Origin of the sequence: Comamonas sp. 26, from assembly GCF_002754475.1 — a bacterium.
Lineage (GTDB): Bacteria > Pseudomonadota > Gammaproteobacteria > Burkholderiales > Burkholderiaceae_C > Comamonas.
In genome coordinates, this window is the sequence record NZ_PEFL01000001.1 from 2,669,426 (window position 1) to 2,689,610 (window position 20,185).

The 20,185-nt window shown below is 59.6% G+C and carries 18 protein-coding genes and 1 other RNA gene; 9 read left to right on the plus strand and 10 right to left on the minus strand.

The genetic code is table 11. The features are described from left to right. Positions 1–59: 59 nt before the first annotated feature. The 4 genes from CLU84_RS12335 to CLU84_RS12350 all read right to left on the minus strand — a co-directional run bounded on the left by CLU84_RS12335 (position 60) and on the right by CLU84_RS12350 (position 5,439). Complete coding sequence (locus tag CLU84_RS12335; RefSeq protein ID WP_099737416.1) at positions 60–1,826, minus strand: methyl-accepting chemotaxis protein; 1,767 nt, start codon at positions 1,824–1,826, stop codon at positions 60–62. Positions 1,827–2,264: 438 nt separating this feature from the next. After that, positions 2,265–4,022, minus strand: a complete 1,758-nt coding sequence (locus tag CLU84_RS12340; RefSeq protein WP_099737417.1) for a methyl-accepting chemotaxis protein — start codon at positions 4,020–4,022, stop codon at positions 2,265–2,267. Positions 4,023–4,159: 137 nt separating this feature from the next. Next, positions 4,160–4,687: an inorganic diphosphatase gene (gene ppa, locus CLU84_RS12345; RefSeq protein ID WP_099737418.1), complete on the minus strand. Its 528-nt coding sequence runs from the start codon at positions 4,685–4,687 to the stop codon at positions 4,160–4,162. 227 nt (positions 4,688–4,914) lie between these two features. Then, positions 4,915–5,439 carry a DUF962 domain-containing protein gene (locus tag CLU84_RS12350; RefSeq protein ID WP_099737419.1) on the minus strand — a complete coding sequence of 175 codons (525 nt, stop codon included), beginning with the start codon at positions 5,437–5,439 and terminating at the stop codon, positions 4,915–4,917. A gap of 61 nt (positions 5,440–5,500) precedes the next feature. Between CLU84_RS12350 and CLU84_RS12355 the strand changes: the two genes are divergently transcribed. The 6 genes from CLU84_RS12355 to CLU84_RS12380 all read left to right on the plus strand — a co-directional run bounded on the left by CLU84_RS12355 (position 5,501) and on the right by CLU84_RS12380 (position 10,865). After that, the gene (locus CLU84_RS12355) at positions 5,501–6,322 is read left to right on the plus strand and encodes a Crp/Fnr family transcriptional regulator (RefSeq protein ID WP_099737420.1); all 822 of its coding nucleotides are present in this window, start codon (positions 5,501–5,503) and stop codon (positions 6,320–6,322) included. A gap of 202 nt (positions 6,323–6,524) precedes the next feature. After that, positions 6,525–7,106 carry a DUF2889 domain-containing protein gene (locus CLU84_RS12360; protein ID WP_099737421.1) on the plus strand — a complete coding sequence of 194 codons (582 nt, stop codon included), beginning with the start codon at positions 6,525–6,527 and terminating at the stop codon, positions 7,104–7,106. Between the two features lie 97 nt (positions 7,107–7,203). After that, complete coding sequence (gene moaA, locus CLU84_RS12365) at positions 7,204–8,346, plus strand: GTP 3',8-cyclase MoaA (RefSeq protein WP_099737422.1); 1,143 nt, start codon at positions 7,204–7,206, stop codon at positions 8,344–8,346. Then, positions 8,339–9,028 (plus strand): molybdenum cofactor guanylyltransferase MobA, encoded by a 690-nt coding sequence (mobA, locus tag CLU84_RS12370; protein ID WP_099737423.1) that lies wholly within the window; start codon positions 8,339–8,341, stop codon positions 9,026–9,028. Before moaA ends, mobA begins: the two co-directional genes overlap by 8 nt. Positions 9,029–9,106: 78 nt before the next feature. Next, positions 9,107–10,480, plus strand: coding sequence for a gephyrin-like molybdotransferase Glp (gene glp, locus CLU84_RS12375; RefSeq protein WP_099737424.1), 1,374 nt, complete (start codon positions 9,107–9,109; stop codon positions 10,478–10,480). Between the two features lie 58 nt (positions 10,481–10,538). Continuing rightward, a complete protein-coding gene (locus tag CLU84_RS12380) occupies positions 10,539–10,865 on the plus strand; it encodes a thioredoxin family protein (protein WP_099737425.1) in 327 nt (108 codons plus the stop codon). A 124-nt stretch (positions 10,866–10,989) separates the two neighbouring features. Here the strand turns inward: CLU84_RS12380 and rnhA are convergent, their stop codons facing one another. Both rnhA and CLU84_RS12390 read right to left on the minus strand, forming a co-directional pair. Further along, positions 10,990–11,439 carry a ribonuclease HI gene (rnhA, locus tag CLU84_RS12385; protein WP_099737426.1) on the minus strand — a complete coding sequence of 150 codons (450 nt, stop codon included), beginning with the start codon at positions 11,437–11,439 and terminating at the stop codon, positions 10,990–10,992. Then, positions 11,436–12,272 (minus strand): class I SAM-dependent methyltransferase, encoded by an 837-nt coding sequence (locus CLU84_RS12390; RefSeq protein WP_099737427.1) that lies wholly within the window; start codon positions 12,270–12,272, stop codon positions 11,436–11,438. The genes rnhA and CLU84_RS12390 overlap by 4 nt, the downstream gene beginning before the upstream one ends. Positions 12,273–12,291: 19 nt before the next feature. Here CLU84_RS12390 and gloB point away from each other — a divergent pair, with 19 nt between their 5' ends. Both gloB and CLU84_RS12400 read left to right on the plus strand, forming a co-directional pair. Next, a complete protein-coding gene (gloB, locus tag CLU84_RS12395; RefSeq protein ID WP_099737428.1) occupies positions 12,292–13,077 on the plus strand; it encodes a hydroxyacylglutathione hydrolase in 786 nt (261 codons plus the stop codon). Continuing rightward, positions 13,077–14,594 carry a transglycosylase SLT domain-containing protein gene (locus tag CLU84_RS12400; RefSeq protein ID WP_099737429.1) on the plus strand — a complete coding sequence of 506 codons (1,518 nt, stop codon included), beginning with the start codon at positions 13,077–13,079 and terminating at the stop codon, positions 14,592–14,594. The genes gloB and CLU84_RS12400 overlap by 1 nt, the downstream gene beginning before the upstream one ends. A gap of 139 nt (positions 14,595–14,733) precedes the next feature. Here CLU84_RS12400 and recR read toward each other — a convergent pair whose 3' ends face one another. The 3 genes from recR to dnaX all read right to left on the minus strand — a co-directional run bounded on the left by recR (position 14,734) and on the right by dnaX (position 18,019). Next, on the minus strand, positions 14,734–15,324 hold the full coding sequence (recR, locus tag CLU84_RS12405; RefSeq protein WP_099737430.1) for a recombination mediator RecR: 591 nt from the start codon (positions 15,322–15,324) through the stop codon (positions 14,734–14,736). A gap of 184 nt (positions 15,325–15,508) precedes the next feature. Beyond that, a complete protein-coding gene (locus tag CLU84_RS12410) occupies positions 15,509–15,841 on the minus strand; it encodes a YbaB/EbfC family nucleoid-associated protein (protein WP_099737431.1) in 333 nt (110 codons plus the stop codon). A 27-nt stretch (positions 15,842–15,868) separates the two neighbouring features. Beyond that, complete coding sequence (gene dnaX, locus CLU84_RS12415; RefSeq protein WP_099737432.1) at positions 15,869–18,019, minus strand: DNA polymerase III subunit gamma/tau; 2,151 nt, start codon at positions 18,017–18,019, stop codon at positions 15,869–15,871. Positions 18,020–18,120: 101 nt separating this feature from the next. On the opposite strand from dnaX, the gene ffs reads away from it, so the two are divergent. Further along, an RNA gene (ffs, locus tag CLU84_RS12420) (signal recognition particle sRNA small type) lies at positions 18,121–18,216 on the plus strand. 294 nt (positions 18,217–18,510) lie between these two features. Here the strand turns inward: ffs and rimO are convergent. Then, the gene (rimO, locus tag CLU84_RS12425; RefSeq protein ID WP_369826842.1) at positions 18,511–19,890 is read right to left on the minus strand and encodes a 30S ribosomal protein S12 methylthiotransferase RimO; all 1,380 of its coding nucleotides are present in this window, start codon (positions 19,888–19,890) and stop codon (positions 18,511–18,513) included. Positions 19,891–20,185: the final 295 nt, after the last annotated feature.

A 20,185-nucleotide genomic window follows, 5' to 3' on the forward strand; every position in this document is an offset into this window, starting at 1 on the left:
ACGGGCATCAAAAAAAGGTCGCCTTGCAGCGACCTTAAAGTTCAGACCTTAGGAGACATTCAGAAAGTTTCCCAATCATCTTCGTTGAGCGACGATTTGCGCTGATTGCGATTGGAAGCCGATTCAGTGGCCGCTCTGCCCATCAAAGACTGGGGGGCGGTTTGTATGGGTGCAGGGCGAGCCCCCACACGGGGAGTGGACGCCAGGCGTGAGTGAGTGCCCGAGGCCGCAGCGGAAGTGGCCGCCGCACGCGCCGTCACCTTGGCAGCCTGCTCATACATGGCGCTGGCGGGCAGCTGGAACACGGCCACAGCCTGCACCAGATCTTGTGCCTGCTTGCGCAGCGCACCAGCGGCGGCAGCGCTTTCCTCGACCAGAGCGGCATTTTGCTGCGTGGTCTGATCCATCTGCGTGACTGCCTCGCCCACCTGAGCCACGCCCTGGCTTTGCTCCTGGCTGGCGGCGCTGATCTCGGCCATCAAGTCCGTCACGCGGCGAATAGCCGAAACAATGTCCGCCATGGTGGTGCCTGCCTTGTCCACCAACTGGGTGCCTTGCTCCACACGCTGCACGCTGGTCGTAATCAGCCCCTTGATCTCCTTGGCGGCCTCGGCGCTGCGCTGGGCCAGCGTACGCACCTCGCCGGCTACCACGGCAAAGCCGCGGCCTTGCTCACCGGCGCGGGCGGCTTCAACCGCTGCGTTCAGCGCCAGAATATTGGTCTGGAAAGCGATGGAGTCGATGACCGAGATGATGTCTGCAATCTGATGGCTGCTGTTGTTGATGCCCTTCATGGTCTCAACCACTTCAGCCACCACCGCTCCGCCTTGGGCAGCCACTTGCGAAGCATTCACCGCCATCTGGTTGGCTGCACGGGCGTTATCGGCGTTCTGGCGCACGGTGGAGCCCAGTTGCTCCATGGACGCCGCAGTTTCTTCCAGCGCGCTGGCCTGCTCTTCAGTACGACTGGAAAGATCGGCATTGCCCGATGCAATTTGCGAGCTGGCCGATGCCACGCCTTCTGCATTCTGGCGCACACTGCGCACGGTCTGCACCAGGCTGTTCTGCATGCGTTCCAGCGCATTGAGCAGCTGGCCGGTTTCATCCTGGCGCTCCACATGAATGGCTCCGCTCAGATCACCGTTGGCCACACGGTCAGCCGCCTGAACTGCCTGCTGCAGCGGTGTGCGAATGGAGCGCACCAGCCATAGACCTGCGCCGACCGCCACCAGCACTGCAATGACGGCAGCGACGGCAAGCATGGTCACGGCGCGGTCGTAAACCGTCTCCGAAGCGCGCGTTTCGTTCCTGGCCACATCGCTGTTGAACTGAATGAGTTTTTGCAGAGTGGCCGTTGATTCGTCGTAGAGCTTGAGAGACTCACCACCCAGCAGTTGCTTGGCCTGCTCTTTGTCTCCACGTCGCGAAACGTCGAACAGCTGCTTGTTTGCCTCTACATAGCGCTCACGCTCGTGCAGAAACTGGGTGTATAGCTCGCGCTCCTGATTGGTAATAATCAAGGGCTCGTAGAGCTTTTTCGCCTGGGCCAGATGCTTTTGCAACTGCTCAAACTGGGTTTCCACCTGAGCCATATAGGCAGGCTCGTCATTATTGACATGCCGCAGCTCCAGCAGGCGCGTACGCGCCAGATCGGTATTGAGGGTGTTGATCACCTCCACGCTCGGCAGCGCATTGCCGGTGATTGTTTCCGCACTGGAGCGCATGGAGCCCAGCTGCAGCAGTGCCATTGAAACCACGGCCAGCAGCAGCACGAGCAGAACCCCGAAAGTGCCCAGAATGCGCGTGGAAATTTTGATGCTCTTCATATATTGCACCGCTCTCTTTCGGTTAAGTTTTGATAACCACTTTTTTATGTTTTGGCGCACACACAAAGAGAATTAGCCTCTTCCTTGTACGCAACTAAAAATCTTCAGTCAGGCCGCATCGACCTGGAAACAATCCTGAAACAGTCTAATTTGTTTTTAATTGTTTCCAGTCGCGTGTTTTTGCATAGCTAGAAATGACTACGCACAGGTAAGAGAGTTCCTACATTCATGTGATCGACAGCTCGTAAACACGGTCAAACAGCCGGCGCGATTCTCTGCCTTGTTACCCAGCACAGTGTCTTAAAAAAGCGAAGTTATTCACTTTCTTGATGCACATCAACAAGCCAAGTCAGAAACCATGTAAAAAGCCCCGGCTGCGCAAGCATTGCCGGGGCTTTTTACAGAGGCGAATGGATCAGCCCGCACTCGGGCCGCGCATCAGAACTGCTCCCAATTCTGATCATTCGTCAAAGCCGGCTGAGCGGTCTGGGCCGTTTTGACGCTTGTGCGCTGCGGCGCAGGAACGGCTCGCGCTTGAGAAGAGGTAGCGAAGCTGACCTTTGCAGCCTGTTCTGCCTTGGTTTTCAGCGCAGCGCCAGCAAAGCCATGCGCCTGCTGGCCTAGCTGAAAGATCGCTACAGAATCCACCAGAGCCTTGGCTTGGCGTTGCAGGGAGTCGGCGGCCGCAGCGCTTTCTTCCACCAGTGCCGCATTTTGCTGCGTGGCCTGGTCCATCTGTGTGACCGCCTCGCCCACCTGCGCAACGCCCTGGCTTTGCTCACGACTGGCAGCGCTGATCTCGCCCATGATGTCGGTCACACGGCCAATGGCGCTGACGATCTCGGCCATGGTGGTGCCGGCTTTATCCACCAGCTGTGAGCCCTGCTCTACGCGCTCCACACTGGCATTGATGAGCTGCTTGATTTCTTTGGCAGCCTCAGCGCTGCGCTGCGCCAGAGTACGCACCTCGCCAGCCACCACGGCAAAACCACGGCCTTGCTCACCCGCGCGGGCGGCTTCCACCGCTGCGTTCAGCGCCAGAATATTGGTCTGGAAGGCGATAGAGTCGATGACGCCGATGATGTCGGCAATCTGGTGACTGCTGTCGTTGATGCCCTTCATGGTGTCCACCACCTGCGCCACGACTGCGCCGCCACGGCCGGCAACATCGGATGCATTCTTGGCCATCTGGTTGGCTGTCTGTGCGTTGTCGGCGTTCTGGCGCACGGTGGAACCCAGTTGCTCCATGGATGCCGCTGTTTCCTCCAAAGCACTGGCCTGGCTCTCGGTTCGAGCAGACAAGTCCGCATTACCCTGCGCAATTTCACTGGATGCCAGGGCCACGCCATGGGCGTTGCCACGCACGTCCTGCACCACCGATGCCAGCTGGCGGCGCATCTCCTCCAGCGCATTGAGCAGCAAACCCATTTCATCGCGGCGCTCGCTGTGCACCTCCATGCCCAGCTGGCCTGCGGCCACGGCCTGGGCCAGCTCTACGGCCTTCGCAACCGGGGTGGTGATGGCTCGCGTCATGGCAATGCCCACCGCAGCAGCAATCAACACCACCAGCGCCAGCGTGCCCAGCAGCCAATAGCGGGCCAACTCAAAGCTGGATTTTTCGGCCTGCTGGGCGCTGGCGGCGCTCTCCAGCTGCAGATTCATGAACTTGCCCGTGCTCTCGGCCAGTTGGCCGAATGCCTGTTCAGACTGGCCTGCGAAGAACAAGCCCAGCTCATCGCCCATGGCGGCCTGGCTTTCTACGGTGCTGTAGTCGCCATCGCGGGCCTGCGCCAGCAATTGCTCGTGCAGCTTCAAAAACTCCGCCTTACTAGCCTGATAGCTGCTGTAGGCTTGGCGCAGCACATCGCTGTCAATCAGGCTGGCTATGATTTTTTCCTGTTCTGCAATCGTCTTTAGGCGCTGCTGAACCTGCTGCTCGTAGCCTTCGAGCTCGACCAGCGTACGTGCGGTTGAGATACCGGCCTCATGGCGGCGCAACCGGTTGTACTCAGAGCGCATGGAGGCCGCGTTGTATACGCTGGGCAAGGCCACTTCTGAGATGGCGCGCCCCGCAGAATGAATATTGGTCAGCTGAAGCCAGGCCACAAACCCCAGAAGGGCAGAGAAAAATACCAGCGTCAGAAAGCTGATACCCAGCTTGGTTCCCACGCGCCAGTCCGAAATCTTCCAACTCATGCGATCCCCTCGTGTCTGCCGATTCAGGCAATAAAAAACGCACCCGGCGTTTGCTACCAGGTGCGTTTCAAATTGTATCGGCGACTCAGGTCAAAGCCTGCTGCGCGTAAAGGTTAGAGAGCCTTTACTGCTTTGGATTAACCCTTGTATGCGGCGATGCCGTCAACGATTTCCTTGTGTGCCTCGTCCACGCCCTTCCAGCCTAGAACCTTGACCCACTTGCCCTTTTCCAGGTCCTTGTAGTGCTCGAAGAAGTGCGAGATTTGCTGCAGCACCAGATCGTGAATGTCGCTCAGGTGGTTGATCTTGTCGTAGCTGGGCAGCAGCTTTTGTGTAGGCACAGCCAGCACCTTGCCGTCGACGCCGCCTTCGTCTTCCATGTGCAGGATACCGATGGCGCGGCAAGCCACGACCACACCGGCAGGCAGGGGGAAGGGAGTCATGACCAGGACGTCCACTGGGTCACCGTCGCCAGCCAGAGTCTTGGGCACATAACCGTAGTTCACGGGGTAGTGCATGGCTGTGCCCATGAAACGATCCACAAACAGGCAGCCGGTTTCCTTGTCCACTTCGTACTTCACGGGAGCGGAGTTGGCCGAGATTTCGATGATGACGTTGAAGACGTCAGGAGTCTTGGAGCCGGGGGTCACATTGTTCAGAGACATGATGGTTGGGAGGAAGTAATACAAAAAAGCCCCGTCGGGGCTGATGAAGCGTCAGCGCCTGCGGGCCACCCCGTAATTCTAGGCGCATGACCCTAACGCGGGCATTACATGTTTGAAAGATGCGGGGCTTAGAGCGGCATCACCATGTGCAGATCCCGCCAATTTCAAGAAAAACTGCATCAAGCCCAATATTCGTATACGCAAGCAGCTATACAAATCATAGTCAATCAAGCGTGAACTGATTGCCTGCGGCGCACCGGGCCGCTGCGCAGCTCCACAGCGTTCTGTACCGACTTGCGCAGGCCCAGAGCAAAACCCAGCTCGGCAACCACGAACAACGGGCCGACGATGAGGCCCATCACATCGTCAAAAAACGCGGGCTTGCGGCCTTCGTAGTAATGACCGATGAACTGAATCACCCAGCCCACCGCAAACAGTCCCACACCCCACGCCAGCCATAGCGTGGTGGACTGCGCCGCAATCGGCGTGGCCAGGGCCAGCATGGCGGCCAGCAGCGCTGCCATGAACAGGCCATAGCGCATATCCAGCATGCAGTAATAAACCGCAGCGGCTACGGCCCCCAGCAAGGCCAGCGACAGCGGCACCCCGGCCAGCTCACCCCATTGCAGCCGGGCCAGCAAGATGACCACGGCCAGCATGATCATAGGCACACCGATGTAATGGGTGACGATATTGCGCGGGTCGCGGTGGTAATCGGCGTAGTTGGACAACTGATCGATTAGGGTTTTCATCGCTGTATCTCCTGGTCGCTTGTCCGAGCATGGTGACGCAGTATCAACCTTGCAGTCTGTCATGCCGCCGACACAAGACCTCATACCATCGCCCAAGCCCGCCCTGGCCCCCGCACCGCCGGCGCGCAAGCGCAGCTTTGAGCATGTGGGCACGAACGACCTCTGGGCCATCGTGCAGGCCGGGCGCTGGTTTCGCGGTCTGCCGCCAGAGCTGGCAGCGCACATGCAGCACATGGCCCAACCCCGCCTGCTGTCGCCCGGTGAATGGCTGTTTCGCCGGGGTGATGCGCCCTGTGGCCTGTATGCCGTTGCACGCGGCTCGCTCAGCATCTCAGGCACCGCCGCGCTGCAGGAAAACACCCGCACCGCCCTGCTCACCTTGATCGAAGCGCCCAGTTGGCTGGGCGAAATTGCCTTGTTTGATGGCGCGCCCCGTACCCATGACGCCTGCGCCAATACCGCCTGTGCCCTGCTGCAAATTCCTATAGCGCCGCTACGCGAATGGCTGGATGCCAACCCCCAGCACTGGCACCCCATGGCCTTGCTGCTGACGCACAAGCTGCGCGCCAGCTTGATAGCGCTCGAAGAGCAGACCGTGCTACCCGCCCCCCAGCGCGTCATTTGCAGACTGGTGCAAATGGCCATGGGCCACGAACAATGGGCAGACAGCACCCGCACCCACCGCGAGCTGGCCGTATCGCAAGAGCAACTGGCCCGCATGCTGGGCCTGTCGCGCCAGACCACCAACCAGATCCTGCAAGAGCTGCAACTGGCAGGCTGGCTGCAACTGAGACGCGGCAAGCTGGAGGTGCTGGATCTCCCCGCTCTCAAGGCCGCCGCTCTGACAGGGCGAACCAGTGCCAATTGCAGAACAGGTTGCTGAAAGCGCGCTGACGCCAAGCCCTGTCAGCGCCCTGTTTCTTACCCTCATTTCGCCCGCTGTCCGCTTCTTGCTGGACAAGCCTGCTATCTCTTTGATAATGAAAACAACGCCCCCACGGCGTTCATTCAAAAATCATCGCGGGCGATAGAGCTATAGACAGAACACCCATCCGTTATCGCCTGCCATTACAACGGATACCCCCATGCCCCTGTCCCCCAGTGCCAATCGCAAGCCACTGCCCATTCATATGCGCGACGTCAAATACCGGGGCTACACCCGTCATGACGGCATGTGGGATATAGAGGCCGAAATGGTCGACCAGAAGACTTATGACATCGAACTGCATGGCCACCGCAAAGTGCCTGCCGGCAAGCCGATTCACCATATGTGGATTCGCCTGACCATTGACGCCGACATGGTCGTGCATGGCATAGAAGCCGTCATGGACGACCACCCGCTGGGCCACTGCCCCGAAGCCACAAAATCCATGCAAAAAATGGTGGGCTGCTGCATCGCCCGCGGCTGGCGCCGCGCCATTGCAGACAATCTGGGCGGCGTGGCTGGCTGTACCCACCTGCGCGAGTTGCTGTTCAACATGGCCACGCCCGCCTTCCACACCGTGCTCAACCAGTTCAACACCAACGACTCTGGCGAGCCGCCGCGCCACCTGGGCCAGTGCCTTGGCTGGGATTTCAACGGCCCCGGCGTGGCCGAGTTTTACCCCGAGTTCAAGGGCTGGAAGCCGCTGACGCAGCAGCCCCAGGAAAATATCAAACAAGGCTGACTCGCAATGCCATCAAGCGCAACCAGCTATCAAATTTGATGACCCACAACAAGCCCGCTGGCGGCCCGGACATCGCGCTTGCGGCACAATCAACCCCATGGCAGAACGAGTGATTCCCTTGGTCGATGAGCGTGCGGCTTCCCGCAGCGCTGTCGTCCCCAGCGTCTTGCAAGCCCCCACCGGGTTGCTGCAAGACCAATGGGGACGGCCTTTGCGCGACCTGCGCATCAGCGTCACCGACCGCTGCAACTTCCGCTGCAACTACTGCATGCCCAAGGAGGTTTTTGATAAAAACTACCAGTACCTCCCCCACAGCTCCCTGCTGAGCTTTGAGGAAATTACGCGCCTGGCACAGCTGTTTGTGCAGCACGGCGTGCGCAAACTGCGCCTGACCGGCGGCGAGCCACTGCTGCGCAAGAACCTCGAAGTGCTCATCGCCCAACTGGCCGAGCTGCGCACACCCGATGGCCAGCCGCTTGATCTGACGCTGACCACCAACGCATCGCTGCTGGCGCGCAAGGCACAGGCCTTGAAAGATGCTGGCCTGAACCGCGTCACCGTCAGCCTCGATGGGCTGAACGACGAAGTCTTCCGCCGCATGAACGATGTGGACTTTCCTGTGGCCGATGTGCTTGAAGGCATTGAAGCGGCGCGCGCCGTGGGCCTTTCGGACATCAAGGTCAACATGGTCGTCAAACGCGGCACCAACGATGATCAGATTCTGCCCATGGCCCGCCACTTCCGTGGCACAGGCGTGACGCTGCGTTTTATCGAATACATGGATGTGGGTGCCACGAACGGCTGGCGCATGAATGAGGTGCTGCCGTCCGATGACGTCATCGCCCGCCTGCGCACTGAGTTGCCATTGATCCCGCTGGAGCCCAGCTCGCGAGGCGAAACCGCCGTACGCTGGGGTTATGCGGATGCTGCTGGCCAGCACGACCCTCAACTGGGCGAAGTGGGCGTCATCAGCAGCGTGACCCACGCTTTTTGCGGCGACTGCAACCGCGCACGCCTGTCCACCGAAGGCAAGCTGTACCTGTGCCTGTTTGCCAGCCAGGGCTGGGACTTGCGCAGCCTGCTGCGCAGCGGTGCCAGCAATGCCGAAATTGCGGCAGCCATTGCCCCCATCTGGCAGCAGCGCGATGACCGCTACTCACAGATGAGAAGCGAAATGCCACCCGATGCAACGCCCGCCAGCAGCGGCCGTCGCATCGAAATGAGCTACATCGGTGGCTGATTCACCCATCACCGCTGACCAGATCACCGGCTGCATATTGGCCGGTGGGCGCGGTGCGCGCATGGGCGGTGTGGACAAAGGCTTGCAGCCCTTTCAAGGCCTGCCACTGGCGCTGCATGCGCTGCAGCGCCTGGCACCGCAGGTCGGCGCCCTGCTCATCAACGCTAACCGCAATACCGATCAATACGCCGCACTGGGCCAGCCGCTGAACGCCAAGGTCTGTGCCGATGCCCTGCCCGACTACCCAGGCCCACTGGCAGGCTTTATGGCAGGTCTTGCCCAGTGCCAGACACCTTGGCTGCTGTGCGTGCCTTGTGACACTCCCTTGTTCCCGATGGATCTGGCCGCAAAGATGATTGCTGCGCACGGGGATGCGAGCACCGAAATCATCATCGCCCACGGCTGGGACAATGGAGATAGCGAACGCACCCAGCCCGGCCAGTCGCCCGAGCTGCGTGCCCAGCCCGTGTTCTGCCTGATCAGGGCCAGCCTCAAACACAGCCTTGAAGCCTTCATCACCAGCGGTGGCCGCAAAATTGACGCATGGACCATCAAGCACCACTGCGCGAAAGCCATGTTTGACCGCCCCGGTGATGAACAGGCCTTTACCAACGCCAACACATTGGCCCAGTTGCATGATCTGGAGCAAGTCGCTGCAGGCGCACAAGCCCGGAACCCTTAGCCCGCAAGCCAAACGCGTAAAGTACGGTGACAGCCCCATGGCGGCACCCGCTATGAGGTTTTTTCTTTGGATGCTGCTATGACCGCGATTTTTCAACCTGCCGCCACCGCCAACGCCCAGACGCTGACCACCACACAGGTGCACCAGAAACTGCAGACGTTGCTGCAACCGCTGGGCGCTGTCGCCGAAGTAGAAACCGTGGCCCTGCCCGACGCGCTGGACCGCGTGCTGGCAGCCGATGTAATCTGCCCCGTCAACGTACCGCCCCACGACAACAGCGCCATGGACGGCTATGCCTTTGCAGGCAGCGAGCTGAAAAATGCCCAGCCCGACCAGCACCTCACTCTGCGCGTCGTGGGCACAGCGCTGGCCGGTGCGCCCTGCCATGGCCATCTGGCAGCAGGTGAATGCGTAAAAATCATGACCGGAGCTGTCATGCCTGCCGGGCTGGATACTGTCGTACCGCATGAGCAGGTGACGGCCGGCGATGCCTTGATTGAACTGGATGCCAGCACTGTGCGCGCCGGTGCCAACCGCCGCCTGCGCGGTGAAGATTTGCAGCAAGACTCAGTCGCTCTGCCCGCGGGTCAGCGCCTCACGCCCGCCGCTTTAGGCCTGCTGGCCAGTCTTGGACTGGGCCAAGTCAGCGTGCGCCGCCGCCTGTGCGTGGCCTATTTTTCAACCGGCGATGAGCTACTGAGCCCCGGCGACGCACCGCGAGAAGGCGCAATCTACGACAGCAACCGTTTCAGCCTGCAGGCGCTGCTGCGCCGCATGGGCGCCAAGGTGCTTGATCTTGGAGCCATCCCCGATGAGCCTGCCGCATTGCAAGAGCGCCTGAGCCAAGCCTCATCGCTGGCCGATGTGGTGCTGACCAGCGGCGGCATCAGCGCTGGCGAGGCCGACCACACCCGCGCCATGCTACAGAGCATGGGGTGCGTGGAGTTCTGGCACATCGCCATGCGCCCCGGCCGGCCACTGGCAGTGGGCCTGCTCACTCCAGCTGCTGCCAATTTATCCGAAAAATCAGCCTTTGACGCAGGCAAGATAAGCGCAAGAAGCTCTCAAAAGCAGAGCAGTAATACATCGACTCTGCGCCCCGCCGTGCTGCTGGGTCTGCCTGGCAATCCGGTGGCCGCCATGGTCAGCTTTTTGATGTTTGTGCGTCCGGCGCTGGCTCTCCTGGCCGGTGAGCGCGCTGAGCCTGTGCCGCAGTTGCAGGCCATCAGCAGCGAGCGCCTGCGCAAGCGCCCCGGCCGCACCGAATATCTGCGCGGCGTGATTGAGCTCAATGTGCAGGGACAGGCCACGGTACGCACTACCGGCCCTCAGGGATCGGGCGTACTCAGCTCCATGGTAGCGGCCAACTGCATCATCGTGCTAAGCGATGCGTGCGGCGATGTGCAGCCCGGAGAAAGCGTCAACGTTCTGCTTTTGCAGGGCCTGATCTAAAGATCAGACTCGCTAGCCTCTCCAAATTACGCCCACGATCACTTCAGGAAGAGACTTCATGTCATACCAAGCCACCCACTGGGCCACAGAACCCACAAGGCAGGCCATCGATGCACTCAAGGGTGCGAACTTGCTGGAATTTGGCACACCCTGGTGCGGCCATTGCCAGGGCGCTCAGCCTCTGCTGCAGGCTGCTCTGGCGGCCCACCCCGACCTGCCGCACATCAAGGTGGAAGACGGCCCAGGCCGCCCGCTGGGCCGCAGCTACCGCATCAAACTCTGGCCTACGCTGATCTTCCTGCGCGACGGCAAAGAAGTAGCGCGAGTGGTACGACCCCAGTCAGAACAACAGATCGCTGAAGCACTGGCTCAAATCATCCCCTGAGGTCGTTGAACCCCCTGTGAGTGGCTTTGCCGTGGGGCCGCCTTTGCTGGGTGTCTCTCGCTTGAGTCAGCCAATTCAGCACAAGCCAGCGCAGATGGCACATCCGCCTGGCTCATCACTCCTGTCAACCATTTTTCAGCGCAAGCTCCACGCCCTTGTTGGCCAGCGAGTCGGCATGCTCATTGCCGGGGTCGCCAGCATGGCCCTTGACCCAGCGCCAGTCAATGCGGTGGCCGCTACCCTGCACCAGTGCATCCAGCTGCTTCCACAAATCGGCGTTCTTCACGGGTTCTTTGGACGCCGTCACCCAGCCCTTGGCCTTCCAGCCATGAATCCACTCGGTAATGCCTTTGCGCACGTACTGGCTATCAAGGTAAAGCACCACGTCGCATGGGCGCTTGAGGGCGGCCAGCGCCTGAATCACTGCCATCAATTCCATGCGGTTGTTGGTAGTGCCCAGTTCGCCGCCAAATAATTCTTTCTGTGCCGATCCGGCCTGCAGCAATGCGCCCCAGCCGCCAGGGCCGGGGTTGCCCTTGCAGGCACCATCGGTGTAGATCACAACTTGATTCAATTTTTTTCCTTGTTGCGCCAGATGGTATCTGGCGGCTGCTTATTGGTTACCGGTGCTTTCATGCCTGCAGGCGCGCTGCGATTGCGCCAGCTGGGGCTCATCATCCGCGTGCCCGGCACACGCTTGACCGCAACCACGCAATACACACCACCCAGCACTGGCCAGCAACGGTGACCCACACTTTCCATAAACTGCCAGCGGCTCAGCCACTGCGCACTTTGCGTGGCAGGACGATAACAGCCAAATTGCACGGCTTCGATCTCAAAGCTCAGCAATTGCAGCCAATCACGCAAACGCCAGTAGCCCACGCCCAGACTCAAATCCGGCAGATAGCCCGCGCTGCGTTCTACCCGGCGCTGCAATCCCAGCAGGCTGACGGGGTTCAGGCCGCTGATGACCAGCCGCCCCTCAGGGACCAATACCCGCGCAGCTTCGCGCAAGGCGGCATGCGGGTCGTTTGAAGCCTCCAGCGTATGCGGCATGAGCAGCAGATCGAGACTGGCCTCAGAAAAAGGCAAGGCCTCGGGCGCCGCCATCAAGACAGGCTTTTGAGGCGGGGGCTTTGTACTCTCAGTTTCACTAGCGGCCGCCCTCGCAAGCCCGGCTTGCGCTAAAGTGCCTGCTTTGCAATCTGGATTGACATCTGAAGCAGTGCCGGAGCCATCCAGCGCCAGCCAGCGGTGCGGCATACGGTTATTGCGTAGACCCTCAAGCGGCGGCAAGCCCAGTTGAAGCGCGTGATAGCCAAAGATATCGGCCACCGCTTCATCAAAGCGCTGCTGCTCCCATTCGAGGAGATAGTGCCCAAGGGCTGATTCTGTCCAGTGATGCATCTTTATAATTTTGCAGCTCATGAACCTGTTGCCCATTCCTGCCTTTTCCGACAACTACATCTGGATGATCCACGATGCAGAGCATGCCGTGGTCATCGACCCAGGACAGGCCGAACCCGTGCTGAACATGCTGGCGCAGCTGGGCTTGAAACTGCAAGGCATTCTAGTCACCCATCACCATGCCGACCATGTGGGCGGTGTGGACGCAATCCGCGCAGCCACAGGCGCTCCTGTCTGGGGCCCCGCCTACGAAGCCTTGCCTGAGCCCGTCACCCGCGTGCAAGGCGGTGACAGCATTGAGCTGCTGGGCGGCCCATGGCAAGTCATTGATGTGCCCGGCCACACCAGCGGCCACATCGCTTTTTTCAGCGCCCACACCAATATCAACGATCAAATACAGCCTGTGCTGTTCTGCGGCGACACCCTGTTTTCGGGTGGCTGCGGGCGATTGTTTGAAGGCACAGCCGCACAAATGCAGGCCTCGCTTGATGCGCTGGCCGCCCTGCCCGCCAGCACACTGGTCTGCTGTGCACATGAATACACAATTTCAAACCTGCGTTTTGCGCAGGCCGTGGAACCAAACAACCCAGATCTGGCTCAGTATCTGGATCATTGCCAGAAGCTGCGTGCGCTCCATCAGCCCACGCTGCCTTCGACTCTGCAAACTGAACTGGCCATCAATCCATTCATGCGCAGCCGCGCTGCCGATGTCATCGCAGCCGCCGTGCACCATGACCCTCAAACCAAGCCCCGGGAGCCTGCCAGCGTGCTGGCTACCCTGCGCCACTGGAAAAACGTTTTCTGATGAAACTGCTCTCCACCCTGCTGCTCACCAGCGTGCTGATTCTCACCGGCTGCGCCACCACCAGCAGCGTCGACCCCATGTATCCCGACGGCCCGCTCAAGCCTCTTGGCCAAGGCAAGGTCGGCAGCTCTGAAGTCGCCGAACTCGAAGCCACGGGCGACCTCTGGCTGCGTATCCGCAAGGGCTTTGCCATGCCCGACCTGGAGCAGGATCTGGTGCAGAACCAGGAACAGTGGTACTCCACGCGCCCTGACTACATTCAGCGCATGACGGAGCGCTCCAGTAAGTACCTGTTCCACATCGTCGAAGAGCTGGAACGCCGCGGCATGCCCACCGAGCTGGCACTGCTTCCCTATATTGAAAGCGCGTTCAACCCTCAGGCCGTCTCCAGCGCCAAGGCTGCAGGCATGTGGCAATTCATGCCCGCCACCGGCACGTATTTCGACCTCAAGCAGAACATCTTCCGTGATGACCGACGCGACGTGCTGGCCTCCACACGCGCTGCGCTGGACTATCTGCAAAAGTTGCACAACATGTTTGGCGACTGGCATCTGGCCCTTGCCGCCTACAACTGGGGCGAAGGCAGCGTGGGCCGCGCCATCAAGCGCAATGAAAAGCTGGGTCTGCCCACGGGCTACCTCGACCTGCAGATGCCAGCTGAAACCCGCATGTACGTGCCCAAGCTGCAAGCCGTCAAGAACATCGTGGCCAACCCCGAGCGCTTCAATGCCGAGCTGCCCATCATCGAGAACCACCCCTACTTTCAGGTCGTGAACCTGCCCCACGACATTGATGTGGAACTGGTAGCCAAGCTGGCCGATGTAAGCGTCAAGGACTTCAAGGCGCTCAACCCCAGCTTTCACAAGCCCGTGATCTTTGCCCGCGCCACACCGCAAGTGCTTCTGCCATGGGACAACGCCAAGGTCTTCCGCCGCAATCTGCAGGCCTATAGCGAAGGCCAGTTCGCCAGCTGGACGGTGTGGACCGTGCCCACCACCATCACCGTGGCCGAAGCCGCTCAGCGCGCCGGGCTTGGTGAGGCCGATCTGCGCGCCATCAACAACATCCCGCCGCGCATGCTGATCAAGGCCGGCTCGGCCCTGATGATCCCGCGTGATGCCAACGTCAAGACCGACGTACCCGGCCACGTCGCCGACAACGGCCAGATCTCCTTCGCCCCGGAGATCGTGACCGTACGCACCACCGTCAAAGCCCGCAAGCGCGATACGCTGATCAGCGTGGCCAGCCGCTACGGCGTCAGCGTCTCCAATCTGGCTGACTGGAACGATCTGAAATCCACCGCATCGCTGCACGCCGGTCAATCGCTGATTGCCTACCTGCCCAGCCGCGCAGCGCGCAGCGCACGCGCCGAAGCCAGCAGCCACGAGGTCACACGCGGCAGCAGCAAGATTGCCGCCACAAGCAAAAACAGCAAGGCCAGCAATGCACCTGCCGCGCGCGGTGGCAAGAGCGAGCCCAAGGCGCGTGGCGGCACACCTGCCAAGAAACGCAAGTAAGCCATCACACAACAAAAAAGCCCGCCAGTTGCAAAACCTGCGGGCTTTTTTACGGCCATCAGCCCCTCATCAAAATCATCAATTTGATAGCTGCTTGCGCTTTATTGAAAAGCGCCAGAGGCCTTTTGAACTGATATTTTTAGCGCCTGTCCACCAGCGCATGGGCAATCGTTCCCAGATCCACATATTCCAGCTCGCTGCCAATCGGCACACCTCGCGCCAGGCGCGTCACCAGAATACCGCGCGACTTTAGCGCTTCGCTGATCGCATGGGCCGTGGCCTCGCCTTCGGCGGTAAAGCTGGTGGCCAGAATCACCTCTTGCACCGCGCCATCGCAGGCCCGCTCCAGCAGCTGTTTCATGCCAATCTCTTTGGGCCCCACGCCATCCAGCGGTGACAAACGGCCCATCAAGACGTAGTAAAAGCCTTGATAAGCGCCCGTGCGCTCCATCGCCGCCAGATCGGCAGGGGCCTCCACCACGCACAACCGAGCACTATCGCGCCCTGCGTCATCGCAAATGCGGCAAATCGCGCCTTCGGTAAAGGTGTGGCAACGCTCACAGTGGTGCACAGAATTCACCGCCGAATCCAGCGCCCGCGCCAGTTGCAACGCCCCAGCCTGATCGCGCTGCAGCAAATGAAATGCCATGCGCTGAGCCGACTTGACACCCACACCCGGCAAGCGGCGCAGGGCTTCAATCAAGACATCCAGAGATTGCACATCAGACATGCGCTGTCCTTTCACTCACCAGAAAAAAGGCGATCCGGAGATCGCCTGATATTTGAATACAGTCTTTCTTGTACTGCACTCAACGCTCACATGCACCAAGCCAGGGGCAGCAAGCAAGCGCCGCCGCGCAGCGATGCTACCGCCCCCTCAGGGGGAAGCGGCAAAGCCGCACAGGGGGAGCCGTTTAGAACGGGAACTTCATGCCACCAGGCAGGCCAGGCATACCGGCTGTGATCTTGCCCATCTTTTCGCTGGAGGTTTCTTCAGCCTTGCGCACCGCGGCGTTGAAAGCCGCAGCGACCAGGTCTTCCAGCATGTCCTTGTCCTCAGCCAGCAGGCTGGGGTCAATGGTGATGCGCTTGACGTCGTGCTTGCAGGTCATCACAACCTTGACCAGACCGGCACCGGATTCGCCTTCAACTTCGATGTTGCCCAGCTCGTCCTGAGCCTTCTTCAGGTTGTCTTGCATGGACTGGGCTTGTTTCATCAAACCGGCGAGTTGTCCTTTGTTGAACATGTGAATTCCTTCTTTTGTTGAAACGCCTTATTCAGGCTGAATGGATAGGGGCTTGATGCTGCCAGGCACGATTTTCGCGCCAAAGTCTCGCCTCAAGGTTTGCACCAGCGAATTGCTTTTGACAATGTCTTCAGCAAGCAGCTGGTGCGTTTTCTTTTCAAAGGCCAGTCGACGTGCAGGAGTATCGGTCACCGGGCCCAACTCAACGTGCAATTGTCGCGCATGACCAGCCGCTTCCAGCGCAGCACGCAGACGATCACGTGAGCCCGTTTGGTTCAAAGAGCTGGAATCGACCCGCAGATGCCACAAATCACCGTCACGGGCAATCAGCTGCGACTGCAGTGCCAGCTGCCGCGCCAGAGCCGCCACGGCTTCAGTCTGCAGCAATTGTTCGACCACGTTTTGCCACAGATCACCTTCGGCCGTGCGCTCTACAGGCGCAACATCTTGAGCGGTGCTGGCATAGCCACCAGCCGACTCCTGCGCAGCAGGCTCTTCCTGCTCCATGGAAGGTATCGCGGGCATGGAGTTCATGGGCTGGCCGACATCCACATCGGCCTCATCGCTCCAGCGCCCATCATCCGCCCAGCCCTCTTCGGGCATACCCGCCCAGGCGGCTTCGCTGGGGTCCACTTCTTGCGGAGTGTCTGTTACATCGGCCGAATCCGCCATTTCTTGTGATTCCGAAGCCTCTTCTTCTGAATCTACGACCACTTCAGTCGCTACAGCAGGCACTTCAGCGGCATCCGGCGTAATCGACCGAGGCACTTCCAGCGCGGCGGCAGGAGCGTTTTGCAGCACGGCAGGTTGTGGCTGAGCGAGCACAGATTCAGCTACCAATACAGTAGCTTCATACGCTTGATTTATATGGGCTTCAGGCTGTTTTAACGCTAAAAATTCAGAGGCAGGCTCCTGCTCTGCCGCCTGCGGCTGCACGGTTGGAGCAACAGGCGAGATAGCCACGGGCGTGGCCGCCGGAGCCGACAGCCCTGCGGGCTCGGCAGCCGGTGAAGTAGCAACCAGGCGACTAGGCCTCAGCGCTGGAGTTTTTTTTTCAGCCGTGCCAGCTTCGGCATTTTCGGGCTTAAACGCCAGCAGCCGCAGCAGCGCCATGGTCAGCGCCGCATATTCGTCAGGAGCCAGACCCAGCTCCGCACGGCCATGCAGGCAGATGCTGTAGAGCAGCTGCGTCTCATCACGCGGCATCAAGCCAGCTAGGCGATCCACTTCAGCGGCTTCCGGGTCGCTGGCATCCAGGGGCATATCAGGCACGGCCTGCAGCACCGCCATGCGCTGCAGCACGGCGCACATTTCCTCCAGCGTAGAAGCAGCCGACAAGCCGTTGTGGCGCAACTCTTCAGAAGTCTCAACCACCGTGCGGCCATCACCCTGCGCCAGCGCATCAATCAGGCGAAACACATGGCTGCGGTCCACACTGCCCAGCATCTGGCGCACCGAGGCCTCCTGAAGCTGACCGCTGCCAAAGGCAATCGCCTGATCGGTCAGACTCAGCGCATCACGCATGGAGCCTCGCGCTGCACGCGAGAGCAGGCGCAATGCCTGCGGCTCAGCAGGCACGGCCTCTTTTGCCAGCACTTGCGTCAGGTGTTCCAGCACCGTCTCAGGCGCCATGGGTCGCAGGTTGAACTGCAGGCAACGCGAAAGCACCGTCATAGGCACTTTCTGCGGATCGGTCGTGGCCAGCACAAACTTCAGATATTCGGGCGGCTCCTCCAGCGTCTTCAACATGGCGTTAAACGCCGTGTTGGTCAGCATGTGCACCTCGTCGATCATGAAAACCTTGAAGCGCCCCTGCACCGGCTTGTAGACAGCCTGCTCCAGCAGGCTCTGCACCTCGTCCACACCACGGTTGGATGCTGCATCCAGCTCCGTATAGTCAGGGAAACGACCGCTATCGATTTCAGTGCATGCAGCGCATACCCCGCAAGGAGTTGCAGTGATTCCACCATTGCCGTCCACACCTTGACAGTTCAGCGACTTGGCCAGAATGCGCGATACCGTGGTCTTGCCCACGCCACGAGTGCCCGTGAACAGATAAGCGTGATGCAGGCGCTGCTGGGTCAACGCATTGGTCAGAGCCTGAACCACGTGCTCCTGCCCCACCATTTCGGAGAAGGTACGGGGCCGGTATTTACGAGCAAGCACTAAATAAGACATAGTCTTCAATTCTACGGGGCAAGGGCATGTCAACACGGCTGCACCTGAAATCTCATGCAATGAGAGTTCAGAGTGTGTCTTTTCAACCTATAATCAGCGGTGACGGGCCTCCTCGCATGGGGAAGCGGCCAACCGGGTCAGGTGGGGAACCAAGCAGCCCTAACTGTGAAACCAGTGCCGAGGTAAGGTTCGTCACCTTTCGATGGAAATCCTCTTTGCAGACAAGAGGTCATCTTCCTAGAAAAATATTTCTGAGCATGTGCGACACAACACCGTGACACCTCGTCAAATTGACAGGTGTCTTTTTGCGTTCATGACTGCATCAGCAAGATGTTTTAACAAATCGTACGACCTGCAATTGCGAGCCTCGCCTCAGTCAAAGATTTGACAGCTCAATTGAGCAATACCTGACAAAGTACAGACGCAAAAAGGGCCGCAGAACGCGGCCCTTTTAAATTTTTGATGCAGCCTGCAAAGACTGCTTCATTCGCTTAGACAGGAATACCCACCAGATCATGCCCTTGCGTACCAACGATACGCACGCTGATCAAATCACCCACCTTGTAGGTCTTGCTGGCTTTTTCAGGCGGCTGGATGTGCACCACGCCGTCAATCTCTGGGGCATCGGCATAGGTACGGCCTACGCCGCCCTTTTTGCCCAAGCTGATGGCTTTGTCGACCAGAACCTTCATGACCTGACCCACGCGGCGCTGCAGGCGCGCGGTGGAGACTTCTTCCGCCACTTCCATAAAGCGGGCGCGGCGCGCTTCGCGCACTTCTTCGGGCAGCATGCCAGGCAACTCATTGGCGGTAGCGCCTTCTACCGGACTATAGGCAAAGCAGCCTGCGCGATCAATTTCCGCTTCGCGAATGAAATCAAGCAAGTGCTCAAACTCTTCTTCAGTCTCGCCAGGGAAGCCAGCAATGAAGGTGGAGCGAATCACCAACTCTGGGCAAATCTTGCGCCATCCGCGGATACGGTCGAGGTTTTTCTCACCGGATGCAGGGCGCTTCATACGCTTCAGAACGTCAGGGTGGCTATGCTGCAGCGGCACATCCAGGTATGGCAAGACCTTGCCTTCGGCCATCAGCGGCAGCACGGCATCAACCGTGGGGTAGGGGTACACGTAGTGCATACGCACCCACGCGCCGTATTGCTTGGCCAGCTTGCCCAATTCATCGGCCAGCTCCAGCATGCGGGTCTTGACGGGCTTGCCATCCCAGAAGCCGGTAACGTACTTCACATCTACGCCGTAAGCGGAGGTGTCTTGGCTGATGACCAGCAGCTCTTTGACGCCGCCTTCAAACAGCGCTTTGGCTTCTTTCAAGACATCGCCAATCGGGCGCGAAACCAAGTCGCCGCGCATGGAGGGGATGATGCAGAAAGTACAACGGTGATTGCAACCTTCAGAAATCTTCAGGTACGCATAGTGCTTAGGCGTGAGCTTGATGCCAGCATCGCCAAAGCTGCCCGGCACCAGATCCACAAACGGGTCATGGGGCTTGGGCAGGTGGGCGTGCACAGCGTCCATCACCTCCTGCGTGGCGTGGGGACCTGTTACAGCCAGCACGCTGGGGTGCACTTCAGCCACCATGGTGGCGCCACCTTCTTTACCGGCCTTGGCGCCCAGGCAACCGGTGACAATCACCTTTCCGTTGGCAGCCAGTGCTTCACCAATGGTGTCCAGGCTTTCTTTGACGGCATCGTCAATAAAACCGCAGGTGTTAACAATGACCAAGTCCGCACCTTCAAAAGTCTTGGAGGTCTGATAACCCTCGGCGCTGAGCTGCGTGAGAATCAGTTCGCTGTCAGTCAGCGCTTTAGGACAGCCCAGCGAGACGAACCCAACTTTCGGGATACTCGTTTGCATCGTGCGATCAGAATCAGTTGATTTCATTTGATTTTTCCAGCGGCGCAGCCTCTACGCGAAAGCAGAGATTTTAAGCGAATCGCAAATTTTGGCAGGCGCGATACCATTGCCCGACTCGACGTACAGGCCGACAGTCAATGGATAGATAAACGAAAAAGGCGCTACAGCTTTTATAGCTGTAGCGCCTACATTCTGGTGGGTCCTACGAGATTCGAACTCGTGACCAACGGATTAAAAGTCCGAATCACGATCAAGCACCGGCGCGGGTTCCAACAGGTTTGTGGGAATATTTTAC

Excerpts from the sequence above, each read along its gene's own strand:
- CLU84_RS12335 (WP_099737416.1), bottom strand. The coding sequence starts at position 1,826 with ATGAAGAGCATCAAAATTTCCACGCGCATTCTGGGCACTTTCGGGGTT.
- CLU84_RS12340 (WP_099737417.1), bottom strand. The coding sequence starts at position 4,022 with ATGAGTTGGAAGATTTCGGACTGGCGCGTGGGAACCAAGCTGGGTATC.
- ppa (WP_099737418.1), bottom strand. The coding sequence starts at position 4,687 with ATGTCTCTGAACAATGTGACCCCCGGCTCCAAGACTCCTGACGTCTTC.
- CLU84_RS12350 (WP_099737419.1), bottom strand. The coding sequence starts at position 5,439 with ATGAAAACCCTAATCGATCAGTTGTCCAACTACGCCGATTACCACCGC.
- CLU84_RS12355 (WP_099737420.1), top strand. The coding sequence starts at position 5,501 with ATGCCGCCGACACAAGACCTCATACCATCGCCCAAGCCCGCCCTGGCC.
- CLU84_RS12360 (WP_099737421.1), top strand. The coding sequence starts at position 6,525 with ATGCCCCTGTCCCCCAGTGCCAATCGCAAGCCACTGCCCATTCATATG.
- moaA (WP_099737422.1), top strand. The coding sequence starts at position 7,204 with ATGGCAGAACGAGTGATTCCCTTGGTCGATGAGCGTGCGGCTTCCCGC.
- glp (WP_099737424.1), top strand. The coding sequence starts at position 9,107 with ATGACCGCGATTTTTCAACCTGCCGCCACCGCCAACGCCCAGACGCTG.
- CLU84_RS12380 (WP_099737425.1), top strand. The coding sequence starts at position 10,539 with ATGTCATACCAAGCCACCCACTGGGCCACAGAACCCACAAGGCAGGCC.
- CLU84_RS12390 (WP_099737427.1), bottom strand. The coding sequence starts at position 12,272 with ATGCATCACTGGACAGAATCAGCCCTTGGGCACTATCTCCTCGAATGG.
- gloB (WP_099737428.1), top strand. The coding sequence starts at position 12,292 with ATGAACCTGTTGCCCATTCCTGCCTTTTCCGACAACTACATCTGGATG.
- CLU84_RS12400 (WP_099737429.1), top strand. The coding sequence starts at position 13,077 with ATGAAACTGCTCTCCACCCTGCTGCTCACCAGCGTGCTGATTCTCACC.
- recR (WP_099737430.1), bottom strand. The coding sequence starts at position 15,324 with ATGTCTGATGTGCAATCTCTGGATGTCTTGATTGAAGCCCTGCGCCGC.
- CLU84_RS12410 (WP_099737431.1), bottom strand. The coding sequence starts at position 15,841 with ATGTTCAACAAAGGACAACTCGCCGGTTTGATGAAACAAGCCCAGTCC.
- dnaX (WP_099737432.1), bottom strand. The coding sequence starts at position 18,019 with ATGTCTTATTTAGTGCTTGCTCGTAAATACCGGCCCCGTACCTTCTCC.
- rimO (WP_369826842.1), bottom strand. The coding sequence starts at position 19,890 with ATGCAAACGAGTATCCCGAAAGTTGGGTTCGTCTCGCTGGGCTGTCCT.